16 protein-coding genes are annotated in these 17,664 nt (G+C 44.0%); 7 read left to right on the top strand and 9 right to left on the bottom strand.

Going from position 1 to position 17,664, the window contains the following annotated elements; translation table 11 throughout:
• Window positions 1-13 precede the first annotated feature (13 nt).
• Complete coding sequence (typA, locus tag ETF27_RS03125; RefSeq protein WP_130828539.1) at window positions 14-1,819, bottom strand: translational GTPase TypA; 1,806 nt, start codon at window positions 1,817-1,819, stop codon at window positions 14-16.
• Window positions 1,820-2,020: 201 nt separating this feature from the next.
• Between typA and rpsO the strand changes: the two genes are divergently transcribed.
• Window positions 2,021-2,296 (top strand): 30S ribosomal protein S15, encoded by a 276-nt coding sequence (rpsO, locus tag ETF27_RS03130; protein WP_130828540.1) that lies wholly within the window; start codon window positions 2,021-2,023, stop codon window positions 2,294-2,296.
• Window positions 2,297-2,395: 99 nt separating this feature from the next.
• Here the strand turns inward: rpsO and folK are convergent, their stop codons facing one another.
• From folK to ETF27_RS03160, 6 genes are all read right to left on the bottom strand, one after another.
• A complete protein-coding gene (folK, locus tag ETF27_RS03135) occupies window positions 2,396-2,803 on the bottom strand; it encodes a 2-amino-4-hydroxy-6-hydroxymethyldihydropteridine diphosphokinase (RefSeq protein WP_130828541.1) in 408 nt (135 codons plus the stop codon).
• 42 nt (window positions 2,804-2,845) lie between these two features.
• The gene (locus ETF27_RS03140) at window positions 2,846-4,030 is read right to left on the bottom strand and encodes an S-adenosylmethionine:tRNA ribosyltransferase-isomerase (RefSeq protein ID WP_130828542.1); all 1,185 of its coding nucleotides are present in this window, start codon (window positions 4,028-4,030) and stop codon (window positions 2,846-2,848) included.
• A 3-nt stretch (window positions 4,031-4,033) separates the two neighbouring features.
• Window positions 4,034-4,738, bottom strand: a complete 705-nt coding sequence (truB, locus tag ETF27_RS03145; protein ID WP_130828543.1) for a tRNA pseudouridine(55) synthase TruB — start codon at window positions 4,736-4,738, stop codon at window positions 4,034-4,036.
• 23 nt (window positions 4,739-4,761) lie between these two features.
• On the bottom strand, window positions 4,762-5,577 hold the full coding sequence (locus tag ETF27_RS03150) for an undecaprenyl-diphosphate phosphatase (protein ID WP_130828544.1): 816 nt from the start codon (window positions 5,575-5,577) through the stop codon (window positions 4,762-4,764).
• Between the two features lie 33 nt (window positions 5,578-5,610).
• A complete protein-coding gene (locus tag ETF27_RS03155) occupies window positions 5,611-5,859 on the bottom strand; it encodes a DUF3098 domain-containing protein (RefSeq protein WP_130828545.1) in 249 nt (82 codons plus the stop codon).
• 74 nt (window positions 5,860-5,933) lie between these two features.
• A complete protein-coding gene (locus tag ETF27_RS03160; protein ID WP_130828546.1) occupies window positions 5,934-6,812 on the bottom strand; it encodes a cell division protein FtsX in 879 nt (292 codons plus the stop codon).
• A gap of 612 nt (window positions 6,813-7,424) precedes the next feature.
• Between ETF27_RS03160 and clpB the strand changes: the two genes are divergently transcribed.
• From clpB to ETF27_RS03175, 3 genes are all read left to right on the top strand, one after another.
• The gene (gene clpB, locus ETF27_RS03165) at window positions 7,425-10,016 is read left to right on the top strand and encodes an ATP-dependent chaperone ClpB (protein WP_130828547.1); all 2,592 of its coding nucleotides are present in this window, start codon (window positions 7,425-7,427) and stop codon (window positions 10,014-10,016) included.
• Between the two features lie 189 nt (window positions 10,017-10,205).
• Window positions 10,206-10,730 (top strand): zinc-ribbon domain-containing protein, encoded by a 525-nt coding sequence (locus ETF27_RS03170; protein WP_130828548.1) that lies wholly within the window; start codon window positions 10,206-10,208, stop codon window positions 10,728-10,730.
• On the top strand, window positions 10,730-11,044 hold the full coding sequence (locus tag ETF27_RS03175; protein ID WP_130829703.1) for a hypothetical protein: 315 nt from the start codon (window positions 10,730-10,732) through the stop codon (window positions 11,042-11,044). The genes ETF27_RS03170 and ETF27_RS03175 overlap by 1 nt, the downstream gene beginning before the upstream one ends.
• Here ETF27_RS03175 and tsaA read toward each other — a convergent pair.
• Window positions 11,041-11,736, bottom strand: coding sequence for a tRNA (N6-threonylcarbamoyladenosine(37)-N6)-methyltransferase TrmO (tsaA, locus tag ETF27_RS03180; protein ID WP_130828549.1), 696 nt, complete (start codon window positions 11,734-11,736; stop codon window positions 11,041-11,043). The two genes, ETF27_RS03175 and tsaA, sit on opposite strands and share 4 nt — an antisense overlap.
• Before the next feature lie 153 nt (window positions 11,737-11,889).
• Here tsaA and ETF27_RS03185 point away from each other — a divergent pair, with 153 nt between their 5' ends.
• Together ETF27_RS03185 and ETF27_RS03190 are read left to right on the top strand one after the other, a co-directional pair.
• On the top strand, window positions 11,890-13,875 hold the full coding sequence (locus tag ETF27_RS03185; protein ID WP_130828550.1) for an OPT family oligopeptide transporter: 1,986 nt from the start codon (window positions 11,890-11,892) through the stop codon (window positions 13,873-13,875).
• A gap of 318 nt (window positions 13,876-14,193) precedes the next feature.
• Window positions 14,194-15,276, top strand: coding sequence for an OmpA family protein (locus tag ETF27_RS03190; protein ID WP_130828551.1), 1,083 nt, complete (start codon window positions 14,194-14,196; stop codon window positions 15,274-15,276).
• Here the strand turns inward: ETF27_RS03190 and ETF27_RS03195 are convergent.
• A complete protein-coding gene (locus ETF27_RS03195; RefSeq protein ID WP_130828552.1) occupies window positions 15,264-15,536 on the bottom strand; it encodes a hypothetical protein in 273 nt (90 codons plus the stop codon). The genes ETF27_RS03190 and ETF27_RS03195 overlap by 13 nt on opposite strands.
• Before the next feature lie 489 nt (window positions 15,537-16,025).
• Between ETF27_RS03195 and ETF27_RS03200 the strand changes: the two genes are divergently transcribed.
• The gene (locus ETF27_RS03200; protein ID WP_309253834.1) at window positions 16,026-16,601 is read left to right on the top strand and encodes a DIP1984 family protein; all 576 of its coding nucleotides are present in this window, start codon (window positions 16,026-16,028) and stop codon (window positions 16,599-16,601) included.
• Window positions 16,602-17,664: the final 1,063 nt, after the last annotated feature.

Raw genomic sequence — 17,664 nt, forward strand, 5'->3', positions numbered from 1 at the left:
TGAGGCAAATGCCTTAATCCTCTTTATTATTGCGTTTCCGCTCCAGATGGTCGAGAATAATCTTGCGCATGCGTATATTCTTAGGTGTAACTTCTATATACTCATCTGCCTTAATGTATTCTATGCACTCCTCAAGGCTCATTTCTGTTTTCGGAATTACGCGAGCTTTATCGTCAGATCCGGAGGCGCGGACATTGGTAAGCTGTTTTGCCTTGGTAACATTGATAACCAAATCCTTTTCGTGAACATGCTCACCAACTACCTGACCTCCATATACCTCTTCACCGGGATCAATGAAAAACTTTCCGCGGTCTTGCAATTTGTCAATGGAGTAAGCATATGCAGTTCCCGTTTCCATGGCTATCATCGAGCCATTGGTGCGGCGGGTAAGGTCTCCCTTGTATGGTTGGTAGTCCTTGAAGCGGTGTGCCATGATGGCTTCTCCCTGACTGGCTGTCAGAACATTAGTACGCAAACCCATGATGCCTCGCGATGGTATCTCAAAAGTTATGTTCACGCGATCGCCTTCAGTGTCCATGCCGAGCAATTCACCTTTGCGGCGCGTTACCATATCTATCATCTTGCTGGAAAAATCGTTCGGAACATTGATGGTCAGTTCCTCAATCGGTTCGCAACGTTGGCCATCTATTTCCTTGTAGATAACCTGAGGCTGTCCCACCTGTAATTCATATCCCTCGCGCCGCATGGTCTCTACCAATACGGAGAGATGAAGCACTCCACGCCCGCTTACAATCCATTTGTCAGTAGAGCCTTCCATTTCGCTGACACGCAACGCCAAGTTCTTCTCCAGCTCCTTTGCGAGTCGCTCACCAATGTGGCGCGATGTGCAGTATTTACCTTCTTTTCCGAAGAACGGAGAGTCGTTAATGGTAAAGAGCATACTCATGGTTGGCTCGTCCACGGCGATGGGAGGCAAAGGTTCGGGATTTTCAAAATCAGCAATGGTATCTCCGATTTCGAAATGCTCCAATCCAATGACAGCACAGATATCTCCTGAACTCACAGCGTCAGTCTTTTTATGGGTCATCCCCTCAAAGGTGTGCAACTCTTTAATCTTGGTACGCTCCTTAGAACCATCGCGGTGGCAGATGGTAATGTTCTGACCATCTTGCAAAGTGCCGCGATGTACTCGTCCAACGGCTATTCTACCGGTATAGCTGGAATAATCCAATGAGGTGATGAGCAACTGCGGTGTGCCCTCCAACTGCTTGGGAGCGGGAATATTCGTTAAGATGATGTCGAGCAATACATCGATATTGTCAGTAGGAGAATCCCATTTCGTATTCATCCAGCCGTTCTTCGCGGATCCATAAACTACAGGGAAGTTAAGTTGCTCTTCAGTGGCATTCAGGTCGCACATCAAGTCGAACACCATTTCGTAAACCTCTTCAGGACGACAATTGGGCTTATCCACTTTGTTCACTACGACAATGGGCTTCAGTCCAATCTGCAAAGCCTTCTGAAGCACGAAGCGTGTCTGAGGCATCGGACCTTCAAAGGCATCGACCAAAAGAAGGCAACCATCTGCCATGTTGAGCACTCGCTCCACTTCACCACCGAAATCGGAGTGCCCCGGAGTATCCAAAATATTAATTTTAGTACCTTTCCAATTGATACTTACGTTCTTACTTAAAATTGTTATCCCTCTCTCTCGCTCCAAGTCATTGGAGTCTAACACTTCGCCACTGTTGTTCTGACCATCTCGGAAAAGCTTTCCGGCGAGCATCATTTTGTCAACCAATGTTGTTTTCCCATGATCGACGTGCGCAATTACTGCGATGTTTCGAATATCTTGCATTTATTTACCTTAGAATCTTGTCTAATTTCGAGTGCAAAATTACAAATAATAATCCGAATAGCATTGTTGATTAAAAAAAATGTTGTAACTTTGCACCGCAGTTTCGGAGAATCCGATGCATTTGAAGTCGTGCTACCGTTGTGATTAAGGCGGCTTTGCGACTGAAAGATGTAATTGCAAAATCATTAATCAAAAAAGAAAATGTATTTAAACAAAGAGAAGAAAGAAGAAATCTTTACACAGCATGGTAGAGAAAAGAAAGCTACTGACACCGGTTCGGCAGAAAGCCAGATAGCTCTGTTCACTTATCGCATCAAGCACTTGACGGAACACGTGAAGAAAAACCATAAAGACCACGTAACAACTCGTTCTCTGACACGTCTTGTAGGAAAACGTCGCGGTCTTTTGGATTATTTGTACGCAAGGGATATTGAGCGTTATCGTGCTATTATTAAGGAATTAGGTCTTCGCAAGTAAGATTTCAATAAGCAATAAAAAAGGGCTGGCGTCTAAAACGACCAGTCCTTTTTCATTATTCTCATGTTTTGTTTCTTTCGTTCCTTTATTCATTTTGCTTCATTTCAATATCTCTCGTAAGGGAATCATCACGAACTCTCTTTCCTCCATTAACGGATGAGGAATCTTTAGATCAGGTTCGTCTATCTGTAGGTTATCATATAGAAGTATATCAATGTCAATAATGCGATCGGTATATTTGCCATTGGTGGTTTTATGCACTCGTCCCATGTCTTTTTCGATATCCTGTGTTATCTTCATAACTTGGCGAGGGGAGAGTGTTGTTTGAGCACAAACGCAGGCATTAAGGAACTTATTGGGACTATCGAACCCCCAAGGTTCTGTTTCCATAAAGGAAGATTGGCACAATACCTTTCCGATGCGTCGGTCAATGTTGGAAATCGCTTCTTCCAATATGGAGCAACGATTTCCCAAATTGGATCCCAAACCTAAATAAACTATGTGCATTTTGAATCGTATGATTGAATGAACGTGATGAAAGAGATTTCCTTAATCGTTCAAAATCAAGAGTGAATCGCCGAAGCAACCAAACTTATAACCTGCTTTTACCGCCTTGTCGTAGGCTTCCATGATGAGGTCATATCCACCGAAAGCAGCTGTTTCCATTAATAAAGTGGAGTAAGGATGATAGAAGTTTACCAACATTGAGTCTGCAAATCCGAAATCATAGGGAGGGAAAATAAATTTATTGGTCCATCCATCATATTCTTTCAGTAGTCCATCCGTTCCCACCGCAGTTTCAGTAGCTTTCACTACACTGGCTCCTACAGCGCAAATATGATGTCCGGCTGTCTTTGCCTCGTTTACAATCTTACAGGCTTCAGCCGTAATGTGCATCTCTTCGGAATCCATTTTATGTTTCGTAAGGTCTTCAACCTCTATGTCATGAAAGTTACCCAGTCCACAATGAAGAGTTATGAATGCCGGTTTGATGTCTTTAATCTCCATCATTTTCATCATGTGTTCCGAGAAATGAAGGTTTGTCCCCGGTGCTGTTACGGCTCCTTCATGTTTTGCGAACACCGTTTGAAAATATTCCATATCCTCTGCACTGGCATGTGCGAAGTCTTCTCCTTCTTTCTTGGGGCGATTGTCGATGATATAACGTGGCAATGGGGCTTCTCCTAAAGCGTATAATTCACGCTTAAACTCATCATGTGGGCAGTCGTAGAGAAAACGAAGTGTGCGACCGCGTGATGTTGTGTTGTCGATTACCTCGGCAACCATCGTGCCAGACTCATCAAAGAATAATTTGTTGCCAATGCGTATCTTACGTGCCGGCTCTACCAGTACATCCCACAGTCGCATTTCCTGATTTAACTCACGCAGCAAGAACACTTCTATCTTTGCATCGGTTTTTTCTTTTGTTCCGTAAAGACGAGCCGGAAATATTTTTGTGTCGTTCAGTACGAAAGCATCTCCTTTGTGAAAGTAATCCAACACATCCTTGAAACGAATAAAATCCTCTTCGGCAGGTTTGCCTTTCACTTCGTTTTTGAACATATCAATGATTCCGGATTTACGGTGAACCACCATTAATCTGGCTTCGTCTCTACGTGTAATCTTAAACACTTGGCTTGTTCCGTCCGAACGTTTCAGTATTCGTTTTGAAACGTTTGGGTACAAAGCCACTTGCTCATCTGGTAAATCGAATTTAAACTGTGAAAGTTTCATCTGTCAATCTCTTTTTTCTATATTCTGTTTGTTTAACCACTCTTCAAAATGGTTGTAATCCAAGCAATTTTCTACTTTTATGTCGCCAACTCTTGTGCGTCGAAGTTGCGTAAGATAAGCACCGCTATTCAATGCTCGTCCCAAATCGCGTGCCAATGCTCTTATGTAAGTTCCTTTTCCGCATACGATGCGCATCTCAAGTAACATTTTCTCGGCATTAAAGTTCAATACCTCTATCTCATCAATCCTAACCTTTTTGGATTGCAGCACTACCTCCTTGCCTTTTCTCCGATAGTTGAAGGCTCGTTCACCGTTTACTTTTACTGCGCTGTAGGTGGGTGGAACTTGTTCTATATCTCCAATAAACAGTTGTAACTTCTCTTGTATCAGTTTGGAAGTGATGTGCATGGTGGGATAAGTCGCATTCACTTCGTGCTCATTGTCGTAGCTTGCGGTTGTCGCTCCAAGTTGCAGTGTCGCGACATATTCCTTGATGTGGGTTTGGAGCTCCTCTATTTGCTTTGTCATCTTACCTGTAACCAGCACGAGCACACCTGTTGCCAATGGGTCTAAAGTTCCGGCATGTCCCATCTTTACTTTTCCGCCTTCAGTCTGCGAGCACAGAAAGCGTATTCTGGCAAGTGCCTTAAAGCTGGTAATGCCATAAGGCTTGTCAATGGGTATGAGCACTCCTTCTTTGAAATTCATAATCGCGTTTTTGGAATCAAGAATCAATCCACCATATTTAACGACATGCCGGCAAGAATCATGATGAGAATGATTGAACCCACAATAATTCTATACCATCCAAATGCCTTGAAACCATATTTGGTGATAAAATTCACGAACCACTTCATTGCCAGCAATGCCACAATAAACGAAACTACGCTCCCCACTCCTAACAAAAAGAGGTTTTCGCTTGTTGCCCAATGGCTGTCTCCTCTCAAAACTTCCCATAGATCCAAGATTGTGGCTCCTGCCATTGTGGGTACGGCAAGAAAAAAAGAAAACTCTGCTGCTTTTTTTCGTGTCAGTCCGTTTGCCATACCTCCGACAATTGTTGCCATAGACCTGCTTACGCCCGGTATAACGGATATACATTGAAAGAAACCAATGCTGAGTGCACGTTTCGCATTCACCTCATTCTCATTGTTTCCTTTGTTAAAAATCTTGTCGCAGAAGAGCATGAAGACGCCTCCGACAATCAGCATGATGGCAACCACCCACACAGAATCGAGCAACCAACCCAGCAAACCGCTTTTCTTGGCTGCCAAACCTATGACTACAGCCGGTAACACTCCGATAACAAGCATCTTATAGAGTTTCCATGTCTCACTGTCGAAAGTAAAGAACTTTCGCCAATACAAGCAAACCACCGAGAGGATGGCTCCAAACTGTATGATGAACGTAAAGGCGTGAACAAACTCGTTGCCTTGTTCAACTCCCAACAAGTTCTGAGTTATAATCATGTGTCCGGTAGATGATACCGGAAGAAACTCCGTTAGTCCTTCAACGATGGCAATAATAATAGTCTGAATGAAGTCCATTGTTATTGATTATTTCCTGTTCATCAATGTTTTTTACTCTTTTTCAGTGTTTTTCTCTTTTTCCCGGGGTAGATACAGGATAGATCCGATGATGGAAATGAACCCGATGAAAGTTACTACCGGCGCAACTTTTATACGCATCGGACTAAAAATTTCCGGATTGTAGGTGGTTTCAGTTGAACCGCTGCCACTCATGAGTATAAAACCGAGGATTACAATTGCCACGCTAATGGTCAATAAGATAAAATTAATCTTTCCAAACGCTAAGTTTTTGTTATTCATAATCTGTAGAATGTCTTTATCTTTATAAAGATTATACCTTTAATTTCAAGTGATGTGTATCTCGAAAGGACTTGTTATATCTTATACAAGTCGCCCGCTTTCATCTTTAGAAATTTGTTCACGGAGAGCCATGAGCAAAAGAAAGTGATGAGGATGCCAAATGTAAGCATTACAAGCGCGGTAATCAGCAGAACTTCTTGGTTAAGAACAACCGTGATTTCCGGGTCGTAGGAATAGAGAAAGTACATGCCTATGCCCAAAACAACAATGGCAAGAACGGCTGAAATAAGTCCTTCGAGAATTGCCCTTCGGAGGAAAGGCATCCGAATGAAGTTCCAAGAAGCCCCCACCAACTTCATGGTGTGAATGGAGAATCTACGTGCATAGACACTCAGCCGTATGGTATTATTAATCAATGAGAAAGAGACTACCGTCAGCAGGGCTGCTATCACCAGCAACACCAATCCGATTTTGCTCAAGGTGCGGTTCACGCTTTCCACCAAATCTTGCCGATAAGCGATGTCGCTCACGCCCTTATAAGTCTTTAGTTCTTTGGCAATCCATTGTATGGAATCGTTATTGGCATAATTTGCTTTCAATCTCAATTCTATTTCAGCCGTGAACGGATTCTCTCCCGCAAATTCCGCAGGATTGGCACCCAGCTCTTTCGTGCCTTCTTTCAGTGCCTCTTCTTTGCTGATGAAGTTTAAGTTGCTAATATATCTCAAGTTGTTGACCCTTGTGCAGAGAGTGGCGCACTCTTCATTGCTCATGTCCGGTTGGAGAATCATGGTAATGGTTAAATTCTCCTTGACATAGGAACTTAAATTCCGGCTGGTAAATACCGTCAGTACCACCATGCCAATAAGAATAAGCACCATCGCGGTACTTATGCAAAGGGTAACAACCTGCAAACTCCGTTGTTTGCGGGATTTATTTCGTCTTTTTGTCATTTTTAAATATAGCTATAGCTCTTCAATGTTGTTGCAAAGATAGTGTAAAAAGAAAGAAACACAAAGTATTTTAGGGATTATTTGCAATAGGTAAATCTTTCTTACCTCATTCGGGGCTTTACGGTTGCTTTTTTTAGCTTCAACGACTTCGCCGGAAAGGTTAGGTGTCTCTTTCGAAAAATTGAATAAAAGACGGGGAATAAAAAAGGAAAATAAAGTGATTTGCAACCACCCAAATGACAATAAGTTGAATACCTGTTTTTAAAAGCTAAGCTTTTGGGATGTAAAAGGTAAGCTAATGCAACGCAAAAGCTCACCTTTTGAAACAGGTTTCTTTATGCCTTGATAATCAATACTTTACAAGTATGCCAATTTCTCATTGACGTGTGAGATTTTTTTTCGGTTTTTCGGTTTATTTCGGCTTATCCCAATGTTGTGAAAAATGATATTTTAGAGTGGTGTGTATGACAAAAGGGCAGTGTTTGATGTCATTTTGGCATGGTTTTTCGTCGGGCACATCGTTTGATGAATAATGAGCGGAGATTAAGAGTAAAACAATCTACCACGTAAGTGAAATTTTTAGGAAAAGAACAATGAAAGGAGATATATTCTATGACATTCGACAAATTTACAATTAAGGCACAGCAGGCTGTTCAAGGTGCGGTTCACATCGCCCAACGCAACGGCCAACAAACCATCGACCCTTTGCACCTGTTGGCAAGTTTGATGGAAGAAGGCAAAGACGTGGTGGCATACGTCTTTCAGAAACTCGGGATGAATGTCCCGGCGGTGGACGCCGCGGTAAAGAGTGAAATCAACCGTTTGCCGAAAGTTTCGGGAGGTGAACCTTATTTCTCTGTGGAGACTAACAAGGTGGTTCAGCAATCGTTCGACATTTCTCATCAATTTGGTGATGAATTTGTTGGTATCGAGTCGCTACTTTTAGCGGTATTGAAAGTAGATTCTACGGCAAGTCGCATCATGAAAGATGCCGGTTGCACGGAAAAGGATTTGAAAGCCGCCATTAATGATTTGCGACAAGGAAGAAAAGTGCAAACGCAGAGTGGCGATGAAAACTATCAGGCTCTGAAAAAGTACGCACGCAACCTCGTGGAAGATGCGCGCGGAGGAAAGCTCGATCCGGTAATCGGGCGCGATGAGGAAATCAGGCGCGTTTTGCAAATTCTCTCCCGCCGTACCAAGAACAACCCTATATTAATTGGTGAGCCGGGTACGGGAAAGACTGCCATAGCCGAAGGTCTGGCTGGGCGTATCGTTCGTGGCGACGTGCCTGAAAATCTGAAGAACAAACAGCTCTATTCGCTTGATATGGGTGCCTTGCTTGCCGGTGCGAAATATAAAGGTGAATTTGAGGAACGCTTGAAAAGTGTGATAAAGGAAGTTACCAATGCTGAAGGGAATATCATTCTCTTCATTGATGAAATTCATACATTGGTGGGCGCAGGCGGAGGTGAAGGAGCCATGGATGCGGCAAACATCCTGAAACCGGCTTTGGCGCGTGGCGAACTAAGAGCCATTGGTGCTACCACGCTCAACGAATATCAAAAATACTTCGAGAAAGACAAGGCGTTGGAGCGTCGTTTCCAAACAGTAATGGTGGATGAACCTGACGAACTGGATGCCATTTCCATTCTTCGCGGTCTGAAAGAACGCTACGAAAACCATCATAAGGTACGCATACAGGACGATGCATGCATCGCGGCGGTGAAATTGTCGGAGCGTTACATATCCGATCGTTTCCTTCCCGATAAGGCAATCGACCTGATGGATGAGGCTGCGGCGAAGTTACGAATGGAACGCGATTCCGTTCCTGAGGAATTGGATGAGATAAGCCGTCGGCTGAAGCAGTTGGAGATAGAGCGTGAAGCCATTAAGCGCGAGAATGATACGGAGAAAATTGCCCGACTCGACAAAGAAATCGCCGAATTGAAAGAACAGGAACACGGTTTTCGAGCAAAATGGGAGAGCGAAAAATCACTCGTTAATCAGATTCAGCAAGATAAACAAGAAATAGAGAATTTGAAATACGAGGCAGAACGTGCAGAACGTGAGGGCAATTATGAGCGTGTCGCAGAAATTCGCTATTCGAAATTAAAAGAACTCAACGACGATATCGAAAGCATTAAGTTGCAATTGCAAACCACTCAGGCAGGCAAGGCCATGGTGCGAGAGGAAGTTACGGCAGATGACATTGCCGAAGTGGTGAGCCGATGGACCGGGATTCCCGTGACAAAGATGTTGCGGAGCGACCGGGAAAAACTGCTCCGGTTGGAAGATGAATTACACAAACGTGTAATCGGACAAGATGAGGCGATTACGGCGGTGGCTGATGCTGTGCGTAGATCTCGTGCCGGATTGCAAGATCCGAAGAAACCTTTGGCTTCTTTCATCTTTTTGGGTACCACCGGCACAGGTAAGACTGAACTGGCTAAAGCATTGGCTGATTATCTCTTCAACGACGAGACGATGATGACACGTATTGATATGAGTGAATATCAAGAGAAGTTTAGCGTTTCCAGACTCATCGGTGCGCCTCCGGGGTATGTGGGTTACGATGAAGGCGGACAACTCACGGAGGCTGTGCGACGCAAACCTTATTCCGTGGTGTTGTTCGATGAGATTGAAAAAGCACATCCCGACGTTTTCAACATTCTGTTGCAAGTGTTGGACGATGGGCATCTGACCGATAACAAGGGCAGAATGGTTAATTTTAAGAATACTATTATCATCATGACTTCCAATCTTGGCTCGCAATACATCCGGCAGGAGTTTGAGAAACTTGAAGAAGATAACCGTCAGGAAATCATTGACTCGACAAAGACTTCCGTTATGGAGATGTTAAAAAAGACCATCCGACCGGAATTCCTGAACCGAATAGATGAAACCATTATGTTCCTGCCACTTACAAAGGCTGAAATTGCCGGCGTGGTACGGCTGCAATTGGAACGAGCGAAAGCCATGCTCTTACCGCAAGGCTTCGTGTTGGAATGGACTGATGCCGCGGTTGATTATCTCGCGATGGTAGGGTATGACCCGGAATTTGGAGCGCGACCCGTGAAACGTGCCATACAACGCTATGTCCTCAACGACCTGAGCAAATCGCTCTTGTCGGAAACGGTGAACAGGGATAAACCCATTGTCATCGACTCTTTTGGCGAGGGACTCGTGTTCAAAAACAATTAACAGGTCGTAAAACTGTTATAAGGGAGAAGGATACACTCACAACGAGTGTGTCCTTTTCCGTTTTCATAACGGAATGATGAGACAGTTGAAAGAAAGAGTTTATCGCCCATGACAAAAAGCCGTCTAATAATTTTGAATACTCTGTGAATTGGTGTACCTTTGTAGGCAAATAACTTAATTTCAAGAACAATGAGATGCCCGAATTGCAATACCGAAGTAGACGAAAAAGAACTGCGCTGCCCTCATTGCGGAGCAGAATTGCATCAATTTGATGACGATGAGCCTACCATTGGCAGGGGAATGGTGATATTTATCATCATCGGAACCATCTTTCTTGTTACATTTGGAGCCTTGTATTATCAAAATCACAAAAACGATCCGGAATATACTCAGACGGCAATAGAGCCGGATTCCAACCTCGCTGAAAAAAATGTGGTTAAGTTTGATACGGCATTCCGAAACCCGATTAAGAAAGATTCCATGGCAGAAGAGGAGGCAAAGGAAGCCGAAAAGGTGTTGAACAGTATTCGCGGAAAAGCCGGAAAACGCAAACGGGAAACACCCGAGACCGGTGTCTCGTCTTCTGAAGCCGAACCTTTAATCGTGCCTTCTCATCCTAACGCCGGAAGTAATGGCGGTAAGCCGGAAGTAACGCCCGGTTCAACGACACCTACAGTTCCCAAACCGCATATTGAAAACATTGAAACTGAATGATGAAAGTCATTAGAACAAAATGTTTTCCCACGAAGAAGTATGATGCAATCAATATTCTTGGGATACTCTTTGTTCATCCGGGGGTAATTCTCACGGAGACTATTTTGAATCATGAAAGCATCCATACTCGCCAAATGTTGGAAATGCTGATATTGCCTTTCTATGTGTGGTACATCGTGGAATGGCTCATTCGCCTTCCGTTACCCGGAAGAGCATATCAAAATCTATCGTTTGAGCGTGAAGCTTACAACCACATGAGCGATCTCGATTACCTGCAAACCAGAAAACCTTATGCATGGATAAAATATCTTTAGTCGGATAAATTTCGTTCCAAAGCAGTAATGTCTGTTACGATACACTTCTTTCCATCAATCCTGAATTTTACGTCTTTCCCACCAAAGGGCATTCCGTATATTCGCTCAGCGTCGTGTTGATATTTTGGACGCGGGTCTTGTGCTAAAGCTTTTTTCAGTATTTCCAATTCGTTGACAGTAATATGTGCTTTCAACTCCTCCGGAAAAACAACTTCAAGAGTTTTCCATCCTTTCCTATCCGTAAAACCTCCCTTTGCTTCCGGGTGACTATCCACATAAGGGAGGTAGGGTTTGATGTCATAGATGGGAGTTCCATCCATAAGGTCGGCACCTCGCACTACTATTTCACAGGTTTTCACTTCCACGATCTTTACGGACGACAAGCCTAAGCCGTTGGGACGAAATGGAGACCGGCTGGCAAAGACCCCGATACGTTTGTTTCCGCCCAATCGCGGAGGGCGAACGGTAAGGTTGAGGCTTCCTTTCTTATTTTTCGAGCTGTTTGCGGAAAAGCCCCAAATCAGCCATAAGTAATCAAACTCTTCCAATCCGTGTAAGGCTTCTTCGCGTCTGTACTTTGTTTCAAAGACAATGCTTCCTTGAAGATCGTTTATCAGTCCGCTTTGTCGGGGAATTCCGAATTTTGATGTAAAGGGTGAGCGAAAATGCGCTATTGGTTCTATTTCTTTCATGCGACAAACTTACGGAAAAAGTTGGATATTCAAATTCATTGGCAAAGAAAATCGAGGTTTTATGCCATTGATTTGCTATTTTTTATTTATCTTTGCGTCAATTATTCTTTTTTGAGAGACAATCTAACCTGAAAAATTATAATAACACATATTATGGAACTGAAAGAAAAACAAAACATTGAACTCCCCGAAAACGCTTTTAGGGAACTGAAAGAAGGCGAGGAGTATGAACCGGTCATGAACCCAAGGAAAGTCTATCCGGAAGTGAGTGCATGGTCGGTAACATGGGGTGTCCTTATGGCTGTTCTGTTTTCGGCAGCGGCTGCTTACTTAGGTTTGAAGGTGGGGCAGGTTTTTGAGGCGGCAATTCCCATTGCCATTATCGCCATCGGCTTGTCTTCCGGTACAAAACGCAAAAACGCGTTGGGTGAGAATGTCATTATCCAGAGCATTGGAGCTTGTTCGGGCGCGGTGGTAGCAGGTGGTATCTTCGTCATGCCTGCTATTTATATGCTTGATTTGCAAGCCGATTTCTTCCAAATATTTATCGCTGCAGCCTTAGGAGGTGTCTTAGGCATCTTGTTCTTGATACCTTTCCGCAAGTACTTCGTGAAAGACCAACATGGGAAATATCCTTTCCCTGAAGCTACGGCTACCACGCAAGTACTCGTAAGTGGCGAGAAAGGAGGAAGTCAGGCTAAACCTTTGTTGCTTGCCGGTCTGGTGGGAGGTCTCTACGATTTTGTTGTTGCCACGTTCGGCTGGTGGAATGAAACAGTTACAACACGCATGATTGGTTTAGGGGAAACCATTGCCGACAAGGCTAAACTTGTGTTCAAGGTCAATACCGGTGCTGCCGTTCTTGGATTGGGCTATATCATCGGTCTGAAATACGCTTCCATCATCTGTCTTGGCTCTTTAACCGTTTGGTGGGTAATAGTCCCCGGCATGGCATTGCTCTTTCCCGATACGGTGCTCAATCAGTGGGATCCCGGTGTTACCGCAACGGTGGGTAGCATGAGTCCGGAAGAAATCTACCAGACTTATGCTCGTTCCATCGGTATTGGTGGCATTGCCATGTCGGGTATCATCGGAATTATCAAGTCATGGAGCATTATAAAGGATGCAGTAGGATTGGCGGCTCGCGAGATGAAAGGAAAAGGAGCCGCTCAGGAAGAGGCTATTCGTACACAACGTGATATTTCTTTCAAGATTATCGCCATAGGAAGTATCAGTACGCTGATTATCACATTCATTTTCTTCTATTTTGGAGTGATGGAGTTCAACTTGTTGCATGCCGTTGTGGGAATTGTTCTTGTGGCGGTTATTGCGTTTTTGTTCACCACGGTGGCAGCCAATGCCATTGCCATCGTGGGGTCAAATCCTGTTTCAGGAATGACGTTGATGACTTTGATTCTTGCCTCTGTCGTTATGGTGGCTGTAGGGTTGAAAGGCAACTCCGGCATGTTGGCAGCTTTGCTTATGGGTGGCGTGGTTTGTACGGCACTTTCCATGGCAGGTTCTTTCATTACCGACCTTAAAATTGGTTATTGGTTGGGAACAACACCTAAGAAACAGGAAACATGGAAATTCCTTGGAACCATTATTTCAGCAGCAACGGTTGCCGGCGTAATGATAGTTCTCGATAAGACCTATGGATTTAATTCCGGAAAATTGGCAGCTCCGCAAGCCAACGCTATGGCTGCAGTGATAAAACCTTTGATGAGTGGTCAAGGCGCACCATGGATATTATATGGAATCGGTGCCCTTCTTGCATTGACATTAGATCGTTGCAAGGTGCCCGCATTGGCATTCGCTCTGGGTATGTTCATTCCTATCCAACTGAACATTCCTTTGTTCATTGGTGGAGCTGTCCACTGGTTTGTTACGACACGTTCCAAAGATGAGCAACTCAATAAAATGCGAAGTGAGAAAGGTACGCTTATTGCTTCCGGATTCATTGCCGGTGGGGCGTTGATGGGTGTAGTTTCTGCACTGTTGAAGTTCTTTGGAATAGATTTCGATTATACGGATTGGTGGCAAAATCATCTTTCCGAATTGCTGTCTCTTGTGGCTTACATTGCCTTGATAATGTATTTCATTGTCGCTACAAAGACAAAGAAAAGTGTAGCGGAATAATTCATCGAAATTGCTTAATCATCTTATATGTCAAATGGCGAGCTCTGCTAATGCGGAACTCGCCGTTCTTTTAGGGATATTCGATAGTGAAATTCCACAATCGGTCGCCTATATGTTTCAATCTTCTCGAAAACAATCTTTTGACACAGCTCTTCCGGATTGAGCCGAGTTTAACAAGCTAAAAATATAAAAACAATATAAAAATAACAATTAAAATGGTTTTTAGTAAAGAAATGTTATTTATTCCATAAAAAAGTATTATCTTTGCAAACAAAGTCTTTTCTTACTAAAGACAAATATTTTAAATAATAGGAATTTATGAAAAAGTTTTTTATCGCACTCTCGATGCTCGCAATGGGCATCACAGGTATTCAAGCTCAAGTAGCTCTTGAAAAACAGAAAGCATTTGACAACATTTACCTCGGTATTGAGGGTGGTGTAATGGGACCACTTAACTTCAAGCATTTCGCACCACTCAATCCGTCAGCAGGACTCAAGCTGGGCAAGAACTTCAGCCCGGTATGGGGTGCCAACATCGAGGGAGTCGCATGGTTCGGCGATAACCGTTGGGATACCGGCTCAATAGGCTTTGCTGATAGCCACACATTCGTGAAAGCCATCAATCTCGGTCTGAACGGTACACTCAATCTCACTAACCTCTTTTCTGAATACAAGGCCGACCGCACATTCGAACTCGGCGTTGAAGCCGGTATCGGCTATTACATCTGCTTCGGCGACGACAACCTCATCCGCACCAACAACGAAGGTGATGACACAGAGCTGACAGCCAAGACAGGTCTTACTTTCGCTTGGAATCTCGGCAGCGACAAGGCATGGCAGGTTTATGCAGAGCCGGCAGTCATTTGGAATCTGACCCACGGACCCGGCGATGCCATTCAGTTTGGTAAACAGGCAGCACAACTCGGTCTGTTCTTCGGTGTGAACTACAAGTTCATGACCTCCAACGGTACCCACAACTTCAAGGCTTGGAATGTTGGCGAACTGAACGACGAAATCAACTCTCTTCGTGAGCAGCTGAACGCTAAGCCAAAAGAAGTCGTAAGAGAAGTCGTAAAAGAAGTTGTCAAGGAAGTTCCCACAACTACCACACAGACAGTCAAGGTTGAAAACTTGGTATTTGTTACATTCGCACAGGCTAAATACACATTAACAAATGATGCCAAGAATGCTCTCGACAAGATTAAGAAAGGCAGCCGCGTACAGGTTGTCGGTACTGCATCCCCGGAGGGTAATCCACAGTACAACCAGACATTGTCTGAGAACCGTGCCAAGGCTGTTGCTGACTACCTCACAAATCGTGGTGTCATTGTTGACGAAGCTACCGGCAAGGGTGTACAGGGCGTAACATCCAACCGTTTGGCAGTTGTTTACGTAAAGTAAATCTTTCCTGACCAGCCCGCACTAAGGGGGCAGAAGAGAACAAAACAAGTGGGGATGAGCCAATCCGGTTCATCTCCACTTTTTCTTTTCCCGGTAGCGACTGACCCTCTCCGGTTATTAGAGTCCGAAAGAAAAGTCATATCGGCATCATCGAATTGTAAATCTCGGTAAAATGCCCAATCAATGACTAACAGCCCAGTGGCAGATACACAGTGCGCACAGCGGCACACCACCACAGTGAGACGCATTTTTCTCACCATCACCTGTCGTTTTTTTTAGCAAAAAATGCAATAGAGTCCTAAATGTTTTTTCAAAAACTCACGAAACATCGCATAAATCATAAGACTTGACGTGTTTTCTCTCTAATCCCATATGACATATATCTCCAATTCGTATTCAGGTGGTGGTAAACAGACGCTTGATAGCGCACATTCGACCCGACCGGCAACATGAAATTATATTACAAAAAACCATATTGGGGACACACTTTGTAATCTATTGATAATCAGGATGATATTAATTGCGATTTAAAAGCTTACCTTTTGCACTCCAATTCATGACCTTTTGTAGTGCAAAAGGTAAGCTTTTACGGAACAAAAGGTAAGCTTTGGATAAACGAATGAAGAATATTTAGGACATTATTGCAAAAAAATGCCTATCTTTGCAACACCTGCTCCCATGTGCCCTTTGGGAGTATCGCAAAAGAAAGGACGAACAGAAAATCCGTCCGTCCCCGACCGGAAGACGAAGTGTCGCCGTCAGCACCCAACCAGTTGACCGGCGGACACCGGAAAAACTTTCGACTTAACAACGTCGCATCAGGAAACGGCACACATCAACGATACGACACAGAAAAAAACAACCAAGATATGAAACTGGCAGAAGCATTGTCGATCCGCAAGGATTTGACCAAGAAAATTGAAATCATCAAGTCGCGTCTGATAAGCAACGTACGGCTGCAGGAAGGTGACGAGCCATCGGAGCAGCCCGCCGAGCTTTTCAAGGAACTCGACAGTTGTTTAGTGCAGCTCGAATCGCTCATCGCCCGCATCAACAAGACCAACATGCACACCAAAGCCGACGGACGCACACTCACCGAGATGATGGCGGAAAAGGAAGTTCTGACCAAGCGCATCTCCATAATTGCAGCCGTGTCAGACAAGGCCAACGAGACGCAAGACCGCTACTCACGCTCCGAAATCAAGATGGTGACCACCATCGACGTCAAGGCACTCAACAAACAGATGGATAAGCTGTCGGAACGCCTCCGTAAACTCGACATCAGTATACAGGGGCTCAACTTCCTCACTGACCTTGAGGACTAATCCCACCGCTGTTTGGAAACCAATTTGGTGTAGCCACTTGCAGAGGGCGAATTGAAAAACAACAATAAGTAGCCGAGGGAGCACGGCAAATCCATTGCGGACTCACGGATGATGCTCAGCACGCTATCACGTCTCACACTTCATTGTGCACATTTCACTACCATCAATTGACTCTACAACTGGCGAGGGTCGGGCTGAGGGAAATTGGTTTCCTACACTCAAACTCGTGGCATCCGCCACCCAACGCTGCAGTCTCCTCGTTCCCGATTGCATCGGGAGAAGTATATATATTAGTGTCATCCGACATTTGGAGTGATGAAGTATGGGTGAAACTTAAAAGTCCACGAATACGGTTTTCTAGAAAAGCTTCTCATTAACAATGGGTTTAAGCTTAATGAAATGCATATAGAAGTTATAGGCGTTATTTCATCACAAGTTATCACTTTTTGATTATAAATCTCCGTATATAAAGGGTTTATGAATAGGGCTAATTGTATAACTTGATGATTTTAAAAGTTAAAGAACCATCACTCGAAATCTCGAAAGACCCATAATTCCGGACACTATCAGATATCTTCACGTTCCTCTTTCCATCATATTTGCCGGCTAATCGCGTAACTACTCTGTAATAATATATTGTTTTCGTCAGGCTATATTTGAAGAATACAAACAGAAACTTGTGCGGGCTGTGCGAGAGTCTTTAATCTGTGAGAAACGCAATGTGCCAAAATGCGTGTAATCATTTCTTTTTATTGCAGACACTGCATGGAAGACAAACAATCACAACTTAATGCCATTGATACCATCCTGCCATTGTAGGAATGTAACATAGTCTTGACCCATTGCTGAGTAGTTATCGGAAACTGCTAATTCCAAATAGAAGTGCAAAATCTCTGTGGGTGCAATAACTATGAAAAACACCGCGGAGGTTTGCCTTGCGGCTGGGGGCGCGAAGCCCCCAAAGAGCATTGACGGATAACTTAAGCAATACAAAAAAAAGGAGAAAGACTTTCGTCCCTCTCCCTGAGATTAACTAATTTTGTATTGCAATGTATAAACAATT

Origin of the sequence: Prevotella brunnea (assembly GCF_008016795.1) — a bacterium.
GTDB classification, from domain to species: Bacteria; Bacteroidota; Bacteroidia; order Bacteroidales; family Bacteroidaceae; genus Prevotella; species Prevotella brunnea.